This window comes from Paenirhodobacter sp., from assembly GCF_050177655.1.
Taxonomy (GTDB): Bacteria; Pseudomonadota; Alphaproteobacteria; order Rhodobacterales; family Rhodobacteraceae; genus Rhodobacter.
This window is the reverse complement of sequence record NZ_JBFXGV010000002.1, coordinates 181311-197727: the sequence shown is the minus strand read 5'-3', so window position 1 is coordinate 197727 and position 16417 is coordinate 181311. Positions and strand designations below refer to the sequence as shown.

At 67.0% G+C, this 16417-nt stretch carries 16 protein-coding genes and 1 pseudogene; 9 read left to right on the top strand and 8 right to left on the bottom strand.

The genetic code is table 11. The annotated features are described in order from the left end of the window. Window positions 1-538: pseudogene (locus tag AB7U46_RS02065) on the bottom strand (hypothetical protein); the annotation flags it as partial. A 24-nt stretch (window positions 539-562) separates the two neighbouring features. Beyond that, window positions 563-1033, bottom strand: coding sequence for a transcription elongation factor GreA (gene greA / locus AB7U46_RS02060; protein WP_428335262.1), 471 nt, complete (start codon window positions 1031-1033; stop codon window positions 563-565). A gap of 143 nt (window positions 1034-1176) precedes the next feature. Between greA and AB7U46_RS02055 the strand changes: the two genes are divergently transcribed. From AB7U46_RS02055 to AB7U46_RS02040, 4 genes are all read left to right on the top strand, one after another. After that, window positions 1177-2196, top strand: coding sequence for a phosphatase PAP2 family protein (locus AB7U46_RS02055; protein ID WP_428335261.1), 1020 nt, complete (start codon window positions 1177-1179; stop codon window positions 2194-2196). A gap of 44 nt (window positions 2197-2240) precedes the next feature. After that, window positions 2241-3902, top strand: a complete 1662-nt coding sequence (locus AB7U46_RS02050) for a 4Fe-4S dicluster domain-containing protein (RefSeq protein WP_428335260.1) — start codon at window positions 2241-2243, stop codon at window positions 3900-3902. A 119-nt stretch (window positions 3903-4021) separates the two neighbouring features. After that, entirely contained in the window at window positions 4022-5749 is a 1728-nt protein-coding gene (locus AB7U46_RS02045) for a tetratricopeptide repeat protein (RefSeq protein WP_428335259.1), read from the top strand. Continuing rightward, window positions 5736-6599, top strand: a complete 864-nt coding sequence (locus AB7U46_RS02040) for a 4-(cytidine 5'-diphospho)-2-C-methyl-D-erythritol kinase (protein ID WP_428335258.1) — start codon at window positions 5736-5738, stop codon at window positions 6597-6599. The genes AB7U46_RS02045 and AB7U46_RS02040 overlap by 14 nt, the downstream gene beginning before the upstream one ends. Window positions 6600-6651: 52 nt before the next feature. Here the strand turns inward: AB7U46_RS02040 and AB7U46_RS02035 are convergent, their stop codons facing one another. Continuing rightward, window positions 6652-7653, bottom strand: coding sequence for a polyprenyl synthetase family protein (locus AB7U46_RS02035; RefSeq protein ID WP_428335257.1), 1002 nt, complete (start codon window positions 7651-7653; stop codon window positions 6652-6654). Window positions 7654-7739: 86 nt separating this feature from the next. On the opposite strand from AB7U46_RS02035, the gene AB7U46_RS02030 reads away from it, so the two are divergent. The 3 genes from AB7U46_RS02030 (at window position 7740) to AB7U46_RS02020 (ending at window position 9005) form a co-directional block, all read left to right on the top strand. After that, a complete protein-coding gene (locus AB7U46_RS02030) occupies window positions 7740-7952 on the top strand; it encodes a DUF2007 domain-containing protein (RefSeq protein ID WP_428335256.1) in 213 nt (70 codons plus the stop codon). Further along, window positions 7952-8713, top strand: coding sequence for a tRNA1(Val) (adenine(37)-N6)-methyltransferase (locus AB7U46_RS02025; RefSeq protein ID WP_428335255.1), 762 nt, complete (start codon window positions 7952-7954; stop codon window positions 8711-8713). Before AB7U46_RS02030 ends, AB7U46_RS02025 begins: the two co-directional genes overlap by 1 nt. Window positions 8714-8831: 118 nt before the next feature. Then, complete coding sequence (locus AB7U46_RS02020; RefSeq protein WP_428335254.1) at window positions 8832-9005, top strand: YdcH family protein; 174 nt, start codon at window positions 8832-8834, stop codon at window positions 9003-9005. Between the two features lie 27 nt (window positions 9006-9032). On the opposite strand, the gene yddG is transcribed toward AB7U46_RS02020, so the two are convergent. The 4 genes from yddG to AB7U46_RS02000 all read right to left on the bottom strand — a co-directional run bounded on the left by yddG (window position 9033) and on the right by AB7U46_RS02000 (window position 13022). Then, window positions 9033-9896 carry an aromatic amino acid exporter YddG gene (gene yddG / locus AB7U46_RS02015; RefSeq protein WP_428335253.1) on the bottom strand — a complete coding sequence of 288 codons (864 nt, stop codon included), beginning with the start codon at window positions 9894-9896 and terminating at the stop codon, window positions 9033-9035. Between the two features lie 67 nt (window positions 9897-9963). After that, window positions 9964-10686 carry a beta-ketoacyl-ACP reductase gene (locus AB7U46_RS02010; RefSeq protein ID WP_428335252.1) on the bottom strand — a complete coding sequence of 241 codons (723 nt, stop codon included), beginning with the start codon at window positions 10684-10686 and terminating at the stop codon, window positions 9964-9966. A gap of 98 nt (window positions 10687-10784) precedes the next feature. Next, window positions 10785-11960, bottom strand: a complete 1176-nt coding sequence (locus AB7U46_RS02005) for an acetyl-CoA C-acetyltransferase (RefSeq protein ID WP_428335251.1) — start codon at window positions 11958-11960, stop codon at window positions 10785-10787. A 219-nt stretch (window positions 11961-12179) separates the two neighbouring features. Beyond that, the gene (locus tag AB7U46_RS02000; RefSeq protein WP_428335250.1) at window positions 12180-13022 is read right to left on the bottom strand and encodes an EAL domain-containing protein; all 843 of its coding nucleotides are present in this window, start codon (window positions 13020-13022) and stop codon (window positions 12180-12182) included. Between the two features lie 166 nt (window positions 13023-13188). On the opposite strand from AB7U46_RS02000, the gene AB7U46_RS01995 reads away from it, so the two are divergent. Continuing rightward, window positions 13189-14424 (top strand): PAS domain-containing protein, encoded by a 1236-nt coding sequence (locus AB7U46_RS01995; protein WP_428335249.1) that lies wholly within the window; start codon window positions 13189-13191, stop codon window positions 14422-14424. Window positions 14425-14432: 8 nt separating this feature from the next. On the opposite strand, the gene AB7U46_RS01990 is transcribed toward AB7U46_RS01995, so the two are convergent. Then, a complete protein-coding gene (locus AB7U46_RS01990; RefSeq protein ID WP_428335248.1) occupies window positions 14433-14981 on the bottom strand; it encodes a TlpA family protein disulfide reductase in 549 nt (182 codons plus the stop codon). Between the two features lie 26 nt (window positions 14982-15007). On the opposite strand from AB7U46_RS01990, the gene argH reads away from it, so the two are divergent. Then, a complete protein-coding gene (argH, locus tag AB7U46_RS01985; RefSeq protein ID WP_428335247.1) occupies window positions 15008-16408 on the top strand; it encodes an argininosuccinate lyase in 1401 nt (466 codons plus the stop codon). The last annotated feature ends 9 nt before the right edge of the window (window positions 16409-16417 follow it).

The window sequence follows — 16417 nt, the reverse complement described above, 5'->3', positions numbered from 1 at the left end:
CGAGCGCGAGCACCGGCTGATCCTCGCCGGGGGCGGCGGGCTTCGGCGCGACCAGCGCCGCCTTGCGATCGGCGGAGGGCTGGGTCGCGGTGCCGTCGCGGCGCGAGGTGAAGGTGGCGAGCGCCGATTCCGCCTGCCGCGCGGCATTGGCGACCTCGTCGAGCTTCTTCTCGAGCGACTGGCCGGCGCGGATCTGGTTCTGGTTGAGCCAGGCCGAGCGCATCGCCTCGACCGAGGCCTTCAGCGCCTGCGCCTCGGCGCGCATCTCGCGCGCGGTGCGGGCGGTGACCGCGGCGACCCAGATCATCACGACGGGCAGCACGATGCCGACCACCGTCATCACCAGCGAGGCGGCGTCGATCCCCGAACCGCTATGCGGCACGAAAAGCCAGAACAGCGCGACGAGGCCGAGCCAGACGGCGGAAAGCAGCAGCGCCAGCCATTCCGTCGCGCTGACCCGCGCGGCCTCGGGCGCACGCGGGGAAAGGCCCGCGACCGGGGCCTTTTCCATCGGTTTCTCTGCCTTGGGCTCGCTCATGCCGGTGCCCTTCGCTCAGGTTCGTCAGATGAAGCGGACGGTCAGAATCTCATAGCTGCGCTCGCCGCCCGGGGTGCGGACCTCGACGCTGTCGCCTTCGTCCTTGCCGATCAGCGCGCGCGCGAGCGGCGACTTGATGTTCAAGAGGCCGCGTTCGAGATCGGCCTCGTGCTCGCCCACGATCTGATAGGTGCGTTCTTCGCCGCTGTCCTCGTCGACGATCGCGACGGTGGCGCCGAACTTGATCGAGCCCGAGAGCTTCAGCGTGTCGATCACCTCGGCGCGGCCGAGCACCGCCTCGAGTTCCTTGATCCGGCCCTCGACGAAGCTCTGCTTCTCGCGGGCGGCGTGATATTCCGCGTTTTCCGACAGGTCGCCATGTTCGCGCGCCTCGGCGATCGCCTTGATCACCGTGGGGCGTTCCACCGTCTTGAGCGTCTTGAGTTCGGCGTCGAGCACGTCATACCCGGCGCGCGTCATCGGTATCTTTTCCATGAATGCCTGCCTGCGCTATGCGATTTCCGTCCGGCCTGGTCAGTGTAAATCCGCCTTGCCGCAACAAAGTCAAGAGCGTGGCCCGAATTTCGTCATGATCCGCGGCTAGCAGGGAAGCGGTTTCCCCCGTCAAGGTCCGCCGCATGAAACAGATCCTTCTCGCCGCACTCGCCTATCTCGCCGTCACGCTGGCGCTTGGCCTCGCCCTCGCGCCCGGCGGGCAGGCGGAAAGCGCCGCGACGGTCGCGCGGACGCTGGCGATGACCGGGCAGTTCCTCGGGCAATGGACGGGATTCGGTCTCGCGCTGATCGGCGTCGCCGTCGCGCTGGAGCGGCGCCGGCTGATCGAACGCGCCGGGCCGATCCTGATGATGTTCGCCGCAAGCCTCTGCCTGCATGTCGGATTCGTCTTTCTCAAGGGCACGATCCCGGCGCTGATGCCCTATTGGGCCGATCCGGCGCTGGCCGATCTCGAGCGCGGGATCCTCGGCACCGACGCCTGGCGGATCGCCCATGCGCTGGTGCCGCAGCTGCCCGGCTGGATGCCGGATTTCTACCTCGGGATCTGGGCGCTCGCCGCCGTCGGCTTCCCGATTGCCCTTGCCGCGCTCGACCGCGACGCGCAGCGGGCGCAGCGCTACCTCTGGCTCTTCTTCGGCGCCTGGGTCGTCGTCGGCTGGGCGATGGCGGTGCTCGGCGCCTCGGTCGGGCCGGTGTTCTACGACCGGCTCGAGGGCGGCAGCCGCTTCGCCGATCTCACGGCCGCACTCGCCGCGAGCGGCATCGCCGGCTCGAAGATCGGCGCGGTGCAGGCGGATCTCTGGGCGGCCTGGGAAAACGGGCGGCAGAGCTTCTCCCCCGCGATGTCGGCCTTCCCCTCGATGCATGTCGCGGTGGCGACGGTCACCGCGCTCTACCTCGCGGAGCGCTCGCGGCTCCTTGGCCTTCTTGGCGCGGCCTTCTGGGCGGTGGTGATGTTCCTCTCGGTCTATACCGGCTATCACTACGCGCTCGACGGTATCGCGGCGACCGCTGCGGTCCTTGCGCTGCGCGCCGCGATCGGGGCGCTGCAGAGCCGCGATCTTCCGTCGCGGAACCCCGCGATTTACGCAAGAATGTTGCGCGCGATCGCTGCGTCACAATTGCTTCGTTCCGTCAGGTAAGCTAGTCACTTCGGCGAAGCGCAAGCAATCCGAAGGAGCCAGCCATGGCCGAGATCGAACGGGAATCGATGGAATATGATGTCGTGATCGTGGGCGCGGGGCCTTCGGGCCTTTCGGCGGCGATCCGGCTGAAGGAGATCGATCCGGAGCTCACCGTCGTCGTGCTGGAAAAGGGCTCGGAAGTCGGTGCGCATATCCTCTCGGGCGCGGTGCTCGATCCGGTCGGCATCGAGGCGCTGTTCCCCGACTGGAAGGAGCGCGGCGCGCCGATCAAGACCGAGGTGAAGAAGGACAATTTCTACATCCTCGGCCCGGCCGGTCACATCCGCATCCCGAACTGGCCGATGCCGCCGCTGATGTCGAACCACGGCAAATACATCGTCTCGATGGGCAATGTCTGCCGCTGGCTCGCCGAACAGGCCGAGGCGCTCGGCGTCGAGATCTTCCCGGGCATGGCCTGTTCGCAGCTCGTCTGGGGCAAGGACGACAAGGGCAATGACGTCGTCGCGGGCGTGGTCGCCGGCGAGATGGGGCTCGAGGCCGACGGCACGCCGGGCCCGAATTACGAGCCGGGCATGGAGCTGCGCGGCAAATATGTCTTCCTCGGCGAGGGCGTGCGCGGCTCGCTCACCAAGGAAGTCATGGCGAAGTTCAACCTCTCCGAAGGCCATTGCCCGCAGAAGTTCGGTCTCGGCATGAAGGAGATCTGGGAGATCGACCCGGCGAAGCATCGCGAGGGCACGGTGACCCACACGATGGGCTGGCCGCTCGGCGGCAATGCGGGCGGTGGCTCGTTCATCTACCACGCGGAAAACAATCAGGTTTTCATCGGCTTCGTGGTGCACCTGAACTACGAGAACCCCTATCTCTATCCCTATATGGAGTTCCAGCGCTTCAAGCATCACCCGATCGTGGCGGATCTGCTCGCAGGCGGCAAGCGCGTGGCCTATGGCGCGCGCGCGATCTCGGAGGGCGGCTGGCAGTCGATCCCGAAGCTGACCGCGCCGGGCGTGGTGCTTCTGGGCTGTGCGGCGGGGCTCGTGAACGTGCCGCGCATCAAGGGCAACCACAACGCGATGCTGTCCGGCATCGCGGCGGCGAAGGCGGCGGCCGAGGCGATCAAGGCCGGTCGCTCGGGTGACGAGCTCGTCGCCTACGAGGCCGATCTGCGCTCGGGCCCGATCGCGGCCGACCTGAAGAAGGTGCGCAACGTCAAACCGATGTGGTCGCATTGGGGGATGATCCCCTCGCTGATCCTCGGCGGGCTCGACATGTGGACGAACAACCTCTTCGGCTTCTCCTTCTTCGGCACGCTCAAGCACGGCAAGAACGATGCGGCGCATACCGGCGAGGCGAAGAAGTTCAAGCCGATCGAGTACCCGAAGCCCGATGGCAAGATCAGCTTCGACCGGCTGACGGATGTGAGCTTCTCCTTCACCAACCACGAGGAAAGCCAGCCCTGCCACCTGAAGCTGACGGATCCGACGATCCCGATCCGGGTGAACCTGCCGAAATACGCCGAGCCCGCGCAGCGCTATTGCCCGGCGGGGGTTTACGAGGTGATCGAGGGCGAGGAGGGGCCGCGGTTCCAGATCAACTTCCAGAACTGCGTGCATTGCAAGACCTGCGACATCAAGGATCCGTCGCAGAACATCACCTGGACCACGCCGCAGGGCGGCGACGGCCCGAACTACCCCAATATGTGACGCTGAAAATCGTCACAACGACGTGTTGCGGGGGGCCTCTTGTGCCCCCCGCATTGCCTTGACGGCACCGGCTCGTTACCTTCGGCGCAAGTCTCGGAAAGGATTGCCCCTTGCCCTTCATGCTCCGGCCGCGTGCCGCCGCTCTCCCGCGCCTCGCCCTGATCGCCGGCCTGCTTGCCTCTGCCGCCGCGCTGCCCGCGCGGGCCGATCTCGCCGGCCCCTATCTCGCCGCGCGCGCGGCCTCCGCGGCCAATGACTATGCCGCCGCGGTGACCTATTACGACCGGCTCCTGCTCAATGCGCCCGAGGATCTCGACGCGCAGGAAGGCGCGCTGATGACCCATGTCGCGCTTGGCGATTTCGACCGGGCGGCGGCGCTGGCCGATGTGATGATCGGGGCGAAGGATCCGTCGCAGATCGCGGTGCTCGTCGCGCTCGCGCAGGATGCGAAGAGCGGCGATTTCGCCAAGGGCGTCGCGCTGCTCGACGGTGGCGCCGATGGCGGGCAGCTCGTCTCGGGCCTTTACCGGGCCTGGGCGCTGGTCGGTCAGGGGCAGATGGCAGAGGCGACGAAGGCCTTCGACGCGCTCGCCAAGGAAAAGGGGCTGATCGGTTTTGCCAGCTATCACAAGGCGCTCGCGCTGGCGATGGTGGGCGATTACGAGGGCGCGGACGAGATCTTCTCGGGCAAGCTTGCCGATCTTCTGCATGGCACCCGGCGCGGGGTGCTCGCCCATGTGCAGATCCTCTCGCAGCTCGAACGCGATCCGGATGCGGTGAAGCTGCTCGACAGCGCGTTCGGCTCCGGGCTCGATCCGGAACTGAAGGCGCTGCGCGAGGGGCTCGTCGCCGGCGAGACGCTGCCCTTCACGGTGATCGGCTCGGCGACGGATGGCGTGGCCGAGATCTTCTATGCCGTGGGGCAGGCGCTCAACAGCGATGCGCCCTCGCCCTTCGCGCTTCTGCATGCGCGGCTCGCCACCTGGCTGCGCCCCGATCACGTGGAGGCGGTGCTGCTGACCGCCGCGATCCTCGAGACGGAACAGCAATACGATCTGGCGATCGACGCCTATGCGCAGGTGAAGCCGGAGAGCCCGGCCTTCCACGCCGCCGAGCTTGGCCGGGCGGAGGCGATGGTCGCCGCCGGGCGCAGCGATGCGGCGATCGAGGTGCTGGAAAAGCTCTCGCGCACCCATCCCGATCTGCCCGGGGTCTGGACCTCGCTTGGAGACAACCTGCGCCGCGAGGAGCGGTTCAAGGAGGCGGCGGAGGCCTATGACAAGGCGATCGCGCTGATGGGCGAGCCGAAGCCCGCGGACTGGTTCGTCTATTACGCGCGCGGCATCGCCGAGGAGCGTTCGGACCAGTGGGCGAAGGCCGAGCCCGATTTCCGCGAGGCGCTGAAACTCAGCCCGGATCAGCCTTCGGTGTTGAATTACCTCGGTTATTCCTATGTCGAGAAGAAGCAGAACCTCGACGAGGCGCTCGGCATGATCGAGCGCGCCGTCGCTGCGCGCCCCGATGCGGGCTATATTCTCGACAGCCTCGGCTGGGCGTTCTATCGCCTCGGCCGCTATGACGAGGCGGTGGCGCAGATGGAAAAGGCGGTCGAGCTCGAACCGGCCGAGCCGCTGCTCAACGATCACCTCGGCGATGTCTATTGGGCGGTCGGGCGCAAGCGCGAGGCCGAATTCCAGTGGCGCCGGGCGCTCAATCTCGGGCCGGGGGAGGCGGGGGAGCTCGATCTCGACCGGGTGCGCCACAAGCTCGAATTCGGGCTCGATCAGGTGCTGAAGGACGAGGGGGCGCCGCCCTTGCACCCCGCGCAGGCCGATGCCGCGGAGTGAGGTCTTCGCCCCGGCCAAGATCAACCTCGCGCTGCATGTGACGGGGCGGCGGGCGGATGGCTATCACCTGCTCGACAGCCTCGTCGCCTTTGCGCCCTTCGGCGACCGGCTGACGCTCACGCCCGACGACGGGCTCTGGCTGCGGGTGACCGGGCCGGAGGCGGCGGGGGTGCCTGAGGACGCCAGCAATCTGGTGATGCGGGCGGTCGATCTGATGGGGCCGGGGACGGGCGCGCGGATCACCCTCGACAAGCATCTGCCGGCGGCCTCGGGCATCGGCGGCGGTTCCACCGACGCGGCGGCCGCGCTGCGCGGCATGGCGGCGCTGCGCGGTGACCCCGCGCTGCCCGCAGGGCTCGAACGGCTTGGCGCCGATGTGCCGATGTGCCTCGATCCGCGCCCGGCGCGGACCCGCGGCATCGGCGAGGAGCTGACGCCCGTGACCTTGCCGCCGCTGCCTGCGGTGCTGGTGAACCCGCGCGTCGAGGTTTCGACCCCCGCGGTGTTCAAGGCGCTCGCCTGCCGCGAGAACCCGCCGCTGCCCGAGATCCCGCGCTTCGCCACGGTGCGCGATTGCGCGCGCTGGCTTGCGGCACAGCGCAACGATCTCGAAGTGCCGGCGATGGGGATCGCGCCGCAGATCGCCGAGGTGCTCGCCGCGCTCGGCGCGACCGAGGGCTGCCTGCTCAGCCGGATGTCGGGCTCCGGCGCCACCTGTTTCGCGCTTTACGAAAGCGAGGCCGCCGCCGCCGAGGCGCAGGCCGAAATCGCCGCCGCCCGCCCCGATTGGTGGAGCGCAAGCGGCACGCTCGGCGATCAGTCCGCCGCAGCGCGCCCGCGCCAAGTCTAAGTTTCTACAGAGAAAAATATCCTCGGGGGTCCGGGAGCAGAAGGCCCCCGGTCTATTTCACCCGCGCGACGACGTAATCGGCGAGATCGGAGAGCATCTCGCGCAGCGGATGCTCGGGCAGCGCCAGCAGCGCGGTACGCGCCTTGCTCGACCAGGCCAGCGCCTCGTCGCGCGTCGCCTCGAGCGTGCCGTGCCTGCGCATGATCTCGAGCGCCTGCTCGAGATCACCGTCGCGCTGGTCGCCCTTCTCGATCACGCGGCTCCAGAAGGCGCGTTCGGTCGCATCGGCCGCCGCCACCGCCTTGATCACCGGCAGCGTCAGCTTGCGCTCCCGGAAATCGTCGCCGGTGTTCTTGCCGATCACCTCGCTCGCCCCGCCGTAATCGAGCAGGTCGTCCGCCATCTGGAAGGCGATGCCAAGCGCGTCGCCATAGTCGAACAGCGCCCGCACCGCCGGTTCAGGCGCGCCCGCGATCACGCCGCCGACCTCGGTCGCGGCGGAAAAGAGCGCGGCGGTCTTGCCGCGGATCACCTTGAGATAAGTCTCCGCATCGGTGCGCAGATCCTGCGCCGCGGTGAGCTGCAGCACCTCGCCCTCGGAGATCACCGCCGAGGCGTTCGACAGGATCGAGAGCACCCGGATGTTGTTGGTGTCGGTCATCAGCTGGAAGGCGCGCGCGAGCAGGTAGTCGCCCACCAGAACCGAGCTCTTGTTGTCCCAGAGCAGATTCGCCGTCGGCCGCCCACGGCGTTGCTTGCTCTCGTCGACGACGTCGTCGTGGAGCAGCGTCGCGGTATGGATGAATTCCACCGTCGCGGCGAGATACACGTGGAACGGGCCCTCGTAGCCGCAGACGCGCGCCGCGGCGAGGGTGAGCATCGGGCGCAGCCGCTTGCCGCCGGCCTCGACCAGATGGGCGGTGATCTCGGGGATGCGCGGTGCATGTTCGGAGCGCATCCGGTCCTGGATCAGCGCGTTCACCGCCTCCATATCCGCGGCCAGGGCCTGCGCCAACCGGTCGTGCGGCTTTGCCGTCTTGTCGTCGAGGCTCATCATTCTTCCCTTCCGAACTCCCGGCCGGATCGCCGGCCGCATTCCCCGGCTCGACAGGCTGTTACACTGCCCTTAAGTCAGGGGGTATGAAAGAGCTTCTGCGCACCACGAACCCGGTGAAACTCGCCATGGCGACGGCCCTTCTCAAGGGCGAGGGTATAACGGCCTTCGAAATGGACGTCCATATGAGCGTGCTCGAAGGCAGCCTCGGGATCCTGCCGCGGCGCCTGATGGTGCGCGATGGCGACATGTTCATGGCGCAGGCGATCCTGCGCGACAATGAGATCGGGTCGGATTGATGTTCGCGCCGGGCGAGCTGACGCGCGACCGCTTTCTCGACGGGCGGCTTTTGGTGGCGCAGCCGCGGTCTGGCTATCGCGCGGCGATGGATCCGGTGCTGCTGGCGGCGGCCTGCCCGGCGCGGCCGGGGCAATCGGTGCTCGAACTCGGCTGCGGCGTGGGGGTCGCCTCGCTCTGTCTTGGGCGGCGGGTCGCGGGGCTGCGACTCACCGGGCTCGAATTGCAGCCCGAATATGCAGCACTGGCGCGTGAAAATGCCGCAGCCAATGAGATCGGTCTCGAGGTGGTCGAAGGCGATCTCGCTGCGATGCCGCATGAATTGCGGGGGCAGAGCTTCGATCATGTGATCGCGAACCCGCCCTATTTCGCCCCCGAAAGCGGCACTGCCGCCGCCGATCCGGGGCGCGAGACGGCGCAGCGCGAGGCGACGCCGCTCGCGGCCTGGATCGCGGCGGGGTATCGGCGGCTTGTGCCCGGGGGCTGGATCACGGTGATCCAGAATGCCGATCGGCTGCCCGATCTCCTTGCCGCATTGGCGCTTGGCGGTGGCTCGATCGCGGTGCTGCCGATCGCGCCGCGCGCCGGTCGGGCGGCCGGGCGGGTGATCGTGCAGGCGCGCAAGGGTGGGCGTGGGCCCTTCCGCCTGCTTGCGCCCTTCGTGCTGCATGCGGCGCCCGATCACGCCGGCGATGCCGAGGATTTGACAGATCTTGCGCAGGCGGTGCTGCGCCGCGGCGAAAACTTGCCCGTTTCCGATTAAAGCTTTCGCAAGATTTCGCGGGCCACCCTGTCACCCGTGCGCGAGCATTGCGACAAACTCGTGACACGACTCAAAAAACGTGCTGCACTTCACTTACTGAAACAGAGAGGAGACTGCCATGTCGCTTGGTTCGCATATCACCGAACTGCGCAAGAAACATGAAGCCCTGTCGGTCGAGGTCGAAAGAGCGACCCGGAGTCCCGGCTCCGATGACCTTCAGATTTCCGAACTGAAGAAGCAGAAGCTCCGCATCAAGGAACAGATCTCGCGCCTCGAGGCCGCCGCGATCTGACCTCGGAGCCCGCCCGAGGCGGAAGAATTAGCGCGATTTGCTCGCCATGGCGGCAAGAAAGGCCCCGGCAGCGATCATCGCAGCGGCCAGAATCAAGGATGAGCTGGCCGCTGCGACGCCCGCCCCCACGAGGGCGAGCGTCGAGAGGAGCGGGGCCGCGTAGGAGGCCGTTCCGAGGAGTTGAATGTCGCCGCGTTTGACGCCGACATCCCAGGTGTAGAAGGCAAGGCCCACCGGCCCGATCCCCAAAGCGAGAACCGAAGCCCAGCCCGTGGCCGTTGCCGGCCAGAGGGTGTCTTCGAGGGCGAGATGCGCGAGGGTGGAAAGCGCCGCCGTCGCAAGGCAATAGACCGCGACCGCCGCCGTCGGCACCGCGCCGAGGCGACGCGAGATCAGCGAATAGCCCGACCATGTCAGCGCGCAGAGAAAGGCGAGCCCGTAGCCCGGCAGCGCCGAGGCGCTGGCCGAGACGCCGCCGCGGGCGACAATCAGCGCCGCCCCGGCGAAGGCGATCAGCGCGCCGAGGATATGCAGCGGGCGCAGGCGCTCGCCCGGCAGCAGGCCGGAGAAGAGCACGATGAAAAGCGGCCAGAGATAGGCGATCAGGCTCGCCTCGGCGGGCGGGGCGAGGCGCAGTGCGGTGAAATAGAGCAGGTGATAGCCGAAGAGCCCCACGGTGCCGAAAGCGTAGACCTTCCTGGAGATCCGGCCGAGCACCGCGAAACCATCGGTCGCCGCGACCCAGATCAGACCGATCACGCCGCCGATGGCGAAGCAGATCGCGTTGAGCTGCAATGGCGGCACCGGCGCCGAGCCGACGGTGAAGAGCGCCAGCAGCGCCCAGAGTGCGACGGCGGAAAATCCGATCAGCGTGGCCCGATTGCGCGACATGTGCCCCCCGAATGAAAGAGGCCCGCAAGATGCGGGCCTCGGGAGCGTTTGCCAAGGGCGAAAGCGCTCAGGTCAGATATTGGCCGCCATTCGCGGTAATCGTCGAACCGGTGATGAAGCTGGCTTCGTCCGAGGCGAGGAAGACGACACAGCGCGCGATGTCCTCGGGTTCGCCCAGACGGCCGACCGGGATCGTCGCGATGATCGATTCGCGCACCTTCTCCGGCACCGCCATCACCATTTCCGTCGCGATATAGCCCGGGCAGATCACGTTCACGGTGATCCCGGCGCGCGCCCCCTCCTGCGCCAGCGCCTTGGTGAAGCCGATGTCGCCCGCCTTCGCCGCCGAGTAGTTCGCCTGACCGAACTGGCCCTTCTGCCCGTTGATCGACGAGATCGAGATCACGCGGCCGAACTTGCGCTCGCGCATGCCGGGCCAGAGCGGGTGGGTCATGTTGAACAGACCCGAGAGGTTCGTGTCCATGACCTGCTGCCACTGCTCGCGCGTCATCTTGTGGAAGGGCGCGTCGCGGGTGATGCCGGCGTTGTTCACCAGCACGTCGACCGGGCCGAGATCGGCCTCGACCTGGGCGATGCCGGCGGCGCAGGCGTCGTAATCGGCGACCGACCACTTGTAGGTCTTGATCCCGGTCTCGGCGGTGAACTTCGCCGCGGCCTCGTCATTGCCGGCGTAATTCGCCGCGACGGTATAGCCCGCGTTCTTCAGTGCCATCGAAATGGACGCGCCGATGCCGCGCGACCCGCCGGTAACCAGTGCAACTCTGGACATGATTCCTCCTCCGGATATCCCTTTGAAATCCTGTTACCGAAAAGAACCTTGACGCGCAACAATGTTGCGCGTCAATTTTGCATTTGCAGCGAGCCCGCTCAGAGCCCTTCGAGGCACATGGCGACGCCCATGCCGCCGCCGATGCAGAGCGTGGCGAGGCCCTTCTTCGCGCCCGAACGCTTCATCTCGAAGAGCAGCGTATTGAGGATGCGCGCGCCCGAAGCGCCGATCGGGTGGCCGATCGCGATCGCGCCGCCGTTCACGTTCACCTTCGAGACGTCCCAGCCCATGTCGCGGTTCACCGCGATCGCCTGCGCGGCGAAGGCCTCGTTCGCCTCGACGCGGTCGAGATCGGTGGCCTTCCAGCCGGCCTTTTCCAGCGCCTTGCGCGAGGCCGGGATCGGGCCGGTGCCCATGATCTTCGGGTCGACGCCGGCGGTGGCGTAGGAGGCGATGCGCGCGAGCGGGGTCAGGCCGCGTTTCGCCGCCTCTTCCTCGGTCATCAGCAGCACGCCCGCGGCGCCGTCATTGATGCCCGAGGCGTTGCCGGCGGTGACGGTGCCGTCCTTGATGAAAGCGGGACGGAGCTTTTGCATCGACTCGAGCGTCGCGCCCTGGCGGATGTATTCGTCCTTGTCCATCACGATGTCGCCCTTGCGGGTCTTGATCGTGAAGGGGACGATCTCCTCGGCGAACTTGCCGGCCTTTTGCGCGGCTTCGGCCTTGAGCTGGCTCGCGAGGGCGAATTCGTCCTGCTCCTCGCGCGAGATCTGCCACTGCTGGGCGACGTTCTCGGCGGTCTGGCCCATGTGATAGCCGTTGAAGGCCTCCCAGAGGCCGTCCTTGATCATCGAGTCGATCATCTTCATGTCGCCCATCTTCTGGCCGGCGCGCAGATGCGCGACATGGGGGCTGAGCGACATGCTTTCCTGGCCGCCGGCGACGACGATCGCCGCATCGCCGCACATGATGTGCTGCGCGGCGAGCGCGACCGAGCGCAGGCCCGAGCCGCAGACCTGGTTGATGCACCAGGCGGCCGATTCGATCGGCAGGCCGGCGTTGATATGGGCCTGACGCGCGGGGTTCTGGCCCTGGCCGGCGGTCAGCACCTGGCCCAGGATGGTTTCGGAGACATCGGCCTTCTCGATGCCGGCGCGGGCGACAAGCGCCTCGATCATCGCGGCGCCCAGCTCATGCGCCGGGATGTTCGCGAAGGAACCGTTGAAACTCCCGACGCCCGTACGGGCCGCCGAGACGATGACGACATTGGTCATGAATCCTCTCCTCACAGGATGCGGGGCGCGCGCGCTTGCGTAACGGCCCCTAGCCGGTGCGCAGCATGCCCCAAGGAAAGGGCAGGTCAAGCAAATTTGCCATGTTTGCGCCAGCGGTGCGGCAATATTCTTTCGCGCCGGATCGGTCACGCAAGACAGCCCGCCCCGGCCGATGGCGCGGGAACGGGGCCGGCTTCGACCCGGCCGGGATGCCGGTTGTCAGGCGCGCATCGCCTGCTGCGACGGTGTCTTCCACGGCGGCATGATCGTCGGCGCACCGAAGTAGAAACCCTGCATGCAGTCGACCCCGACCCGGGTCAGATATTCGGCATCTTCCGCGCTTTCGACCGCCTCCGCCACGGTGAACATGTCGAAGTGACGCGCGATCGACAGGATCGCGTCGGTCAGCACCTGATTGTCGGGGTTGCGCGAGATGCCGGTGATGAACTGGCCGTCGATCTTGAGAATGTCGAAATAGAACTCGCGCAGGTAGCGCAGCGAGGTATAGCCCGCGCCGAAGTCGTCGAGGGCGAAGGAAACGCCGCGCATCTGCAGCTCCTTCATGAAGACGGCGACGAGCTCGGGCATCGTCATCGCCGAGCTTTCGGTGATTTCGAGAATCAGCCGTTCGGCCACGGTATCCTCTCGCGCGAGGCCGCGTTCCAGCACCTTCGTCCAGCGCCCATAGCCGATCGAGCGGGCCGACATGTTGACCGAAAGGCGCAGGTGCAGATCCTCGGCGAGGGCGGTCAGGCCCATCTCGAGGGCGAGGCAGTCGAGTTGACGGCCGAGCTCCGTGCTTTCGACCGGCTCGATGAAATCCTTCGCCGGGATGATGCGGCCGGTGTCGTCGAGCACGCGGATCAGCCCCTCGTAGAATGCGGGGCGATCGGGGCGGGCGGTCTGCACCACCGGTTGAAACGCGAGCACCACGTCGCGGCGCTCGACGGCCCGGCGCACCATGCCCAGCGTATCCTTGTCGCGCTGGGCCACGGCAAAGTTGAGCGGGCTCGAGACGCTCGGGTCGAGGGGTTCCTGAAACGGATTCTCGCGATGCGACATCTGCCTCTCCATTCGGTTCCTGCCCAGATTCGGACAATTGACCTAACAAGGTGTAAAACATCGAATTTTCCGGGTTCCGTGGTTAATGCGATGGCCCGCGCTCATAAACCTGTTGCTAACGATGTGGCGCTAGCATGGGGGCAGATGATGGATCTCCGGGGTTCCCATGAACGTTCAGACAGGTATCGCGCCCGCCCAGTCCGGCGAAGTTCCCTTCGGTTTCGACGAGCTGTTTTATTCCCGCACCGATTCGCGCGGGGTGATCCGGGCGGGCAACCACGTGTTCCAGCGCGTCGCCGGCTATGACTGGAGCGAGCTGCTCGGCGCTCCGCATCGGGTGGTGCGCCACCCCGACACGCCGCGCGGGGTGTTCCGCATCCTCTGGGATGCGCTGGGCAACGGCAACCCGATGGGGGCCTATGTCAAGAACCGCACGAAATCGGGGGGTTACTACTGGGTCTTCGCGGTGCTGATGCCGATCCCGGACGGCTATCTCTCCGTGCGGCTGAAGCCCTCGAGCGCGCTGTTCGACCGGGTGCGGGCCTTCTACGAAAGCCTCAGCGCGCGGGAACGCGCCGAGAAGATGGATCCGGAGGAAAGCGCCGCGATCCTGCGCAAGAGTGCGGAGGCGGAGGGGTTCTCCTCCTACACGAGCTACATGGCGCATGCGCTCGGGCTCGAGCTTGCGGGGCGCGATCAGCGCAACGGGCAGACGATGGAGCAGCGCACGCGCACGCTGATCGACATGAACGGCCAGCTGGAGAAGACCACGCAGGAGCAGCGCAAGCTGCTGCGCAGCTTCGAGGCGCTGCAGTCGATCCCGAACAACATGCGAATCGTCGCCTCGCGGCTGGAGCCGTCGGGGGGGCCGGTCTCGGCGATTTCGGAGAATTACAAAGCCTCCTCGATGGTGATCTCGGAACGGTTGCGCGGGTTCGTCGCCGGGCGCGACAATCTGTGCAGCCGGGTCTCGCGCGAGGCGGCGAAGGCGCTTTTCCTGATGGGCGCGAACCGCGTGTTGAACGAGATGAACCGCAATTTCGTCGTCGCCGATCCGGTCGAGGGGATCGACTGGGAGCAGGAACGCGCGCTGCTGCTCGATCTGGAGAAGAGTTCGGTGGCGCAGATGCATGAGTCGATGCGCCGCGCGGTCGAACATTCGGAAACGCTGAACCGCTCGAGCGCGGAGATCCGGCGCCAGATGCTCGGGCTCGACACGATCCGGGTGCTGGGCCGGGTCGAATGCGGACGGATGCGCGATTCGAGCGGCGGGCTGTCCGCCACGATCGACCAGCTCGACACTTTCCATGCCGATATCAAGAACCGGCTGGAGACGATCATGCGCCTGTCGGAGGCGATCAGCGCGGCGATGAACGGCTATATGCGCAGCGAAGGGTTCTAGCCCGCGGCTCAGGGCGCCTCGGCGATCAGCGCGTCGATCACCGCATGGGCCTCGGGCGCGTTCCAGTCGGCGGGGCCCACGAGGCGCGCGACCTCATGGCCGCTGCGGTCGATCAGCACCGTTGACGGCTGCCCCATGATCCCGAAGGCGGAGGCGAGACCGAGGCGGATATCGGTGTAGCGCGGCAGATGCGTGATCCCGGCCTTGTCGAAGAACCGCCCGATCACCGGCTGGGAGGAGGTGTCGACGGCAAGCGTCAGCACCTCGAAATCCTTGCCGCCCTTCGCGGCCTGAAGCGCGTCGAGATCGGGCATCTCGATGCGACAGGGCACGCATGACACCCCCCAGAAATTGAGCAGCACGACCTTGCCGCGGAATTCGGCCAGCCGGTGTTCCTGGCCCTCGGCGTCGCGGAACGGCAGCTCCGGCGTGCCGAGCGGCTGGTCGTAGACCACGAGTTTTTTCATGTCGCCCGCCTTCAGCGCGGTCAGATCGGCGGCCGCGGCGGCATTTGCGCAGAGGCTCAGGGCCGTATAAAGGACGATCAACCGCAGCATGCTGCCTCCTGACAAAGGGCCGAACGATGACCGACAGCAAGGGAAAATCCTCGAACGCCATGTGGGGCGGGCGCTTCGCCGCCGGTCCGGACGCGATCATGGAGGCGATCAATGCCTCGATCTCGTTCGACAAGCGGCTCTACGCGCAGGATATCCGCGGCAGCCGGGCCCATGCGGCGATGTTGGCCGCCACGGGCATCCTCAGTGATAAAGACGTCGCGGCGATCCGGGAAGGCCTGCTCACGGTCTTGTCAGAGATCGAGGCGGGCGATTTCCCGTTCTCGACCGCGCTCGAGGACATCCACATGAATGTCGAGGCACGGCTGAAGGAGATCATCGGCGAACCGGCCGGGCGGCTGCACACGGCGCGGAGCCGCAATGACCAGGTGGCGACCGATTTCCGCCTCTGGGTGCGCGATCAATGCGACGCGGCGGGCACCGCACTCGAGGCGCTGATGCGCGCGCTGCTGACCCAGGCCGAGGCTCATGCCGACTGGGTGATGCCCGGCTTCACCCATCTGCAGACGGCGCAGCCGGTGACCTTCGGCCATCACATGATGGCCTATGTCGAGATGATCGCGCGCGACCGGAGCCGTTTCGCCGACGCCCGCAAGCGGATGAACGAAAGCCCGCTGGGCGCGGCGGCGCTTGCCGGGACCGGTTTCGCGATCGACCGCCACATGACGGCCGAGGCGCTGGGCTTCGACCGGCCGATGGCGAACTCGCTCGATGCCGTGTCCGACCGCGATTTCGCGCTCGAATTCCTCTCCGCCTCCTCGATCTGCGCGGTGCATCTGTCGCGCCTCGCCGAGGAGCTGGTGATCTGGTCCTCCGCCCAGTTCCGCTTCGTCGCGATGTCGGACAAGTGGTCGACCGGCTCGTCGATCATGCCGCAAAAGCGCAACCCCGACGCGGCGGAGCTGATCCGCGCGAAGATCGGGCGCATCCTCGGCGCGACCGTCGCCCTCTTCACCGTGATGAAGGGGCTGCCGCTCGCCTATTCGAAGGACATGCAGGAGGACAAGGAGCAGGTCTTCGACGCCGCCGACACGCTGATGCTGGCGCTCGCCGCGATGACCGGGATGATCTCCGACCTCACGGTGAATCGCGCGAAGCTCGAGGCCGCGGCGGCGAACGGCTTCTCGACCGCGACCGATCTCGCCGACTGGCTCGTGCGCGAGGCCGGGCTGCCCTTCCGCGACGCGCATCACGTCACCGGAATGCTGGTCGCGATGGCCGAAAAGAAGGGCTGCGATCTGCCCGAGCTGACGCTGGCCGAGATGCAATCGGTCAACCCCGCGATCACCGAGGCGATCTTCGGCGTGCTTGGCGTGCACAATTCGGTCGCCTCGCGGCAAAGCTATGGCGGCACCGCGCCCGATCAGGTCCGCGCGCAGATCGCGCGCTGGAAAGCGGCGCTGGGCTGAGGGGGTGGC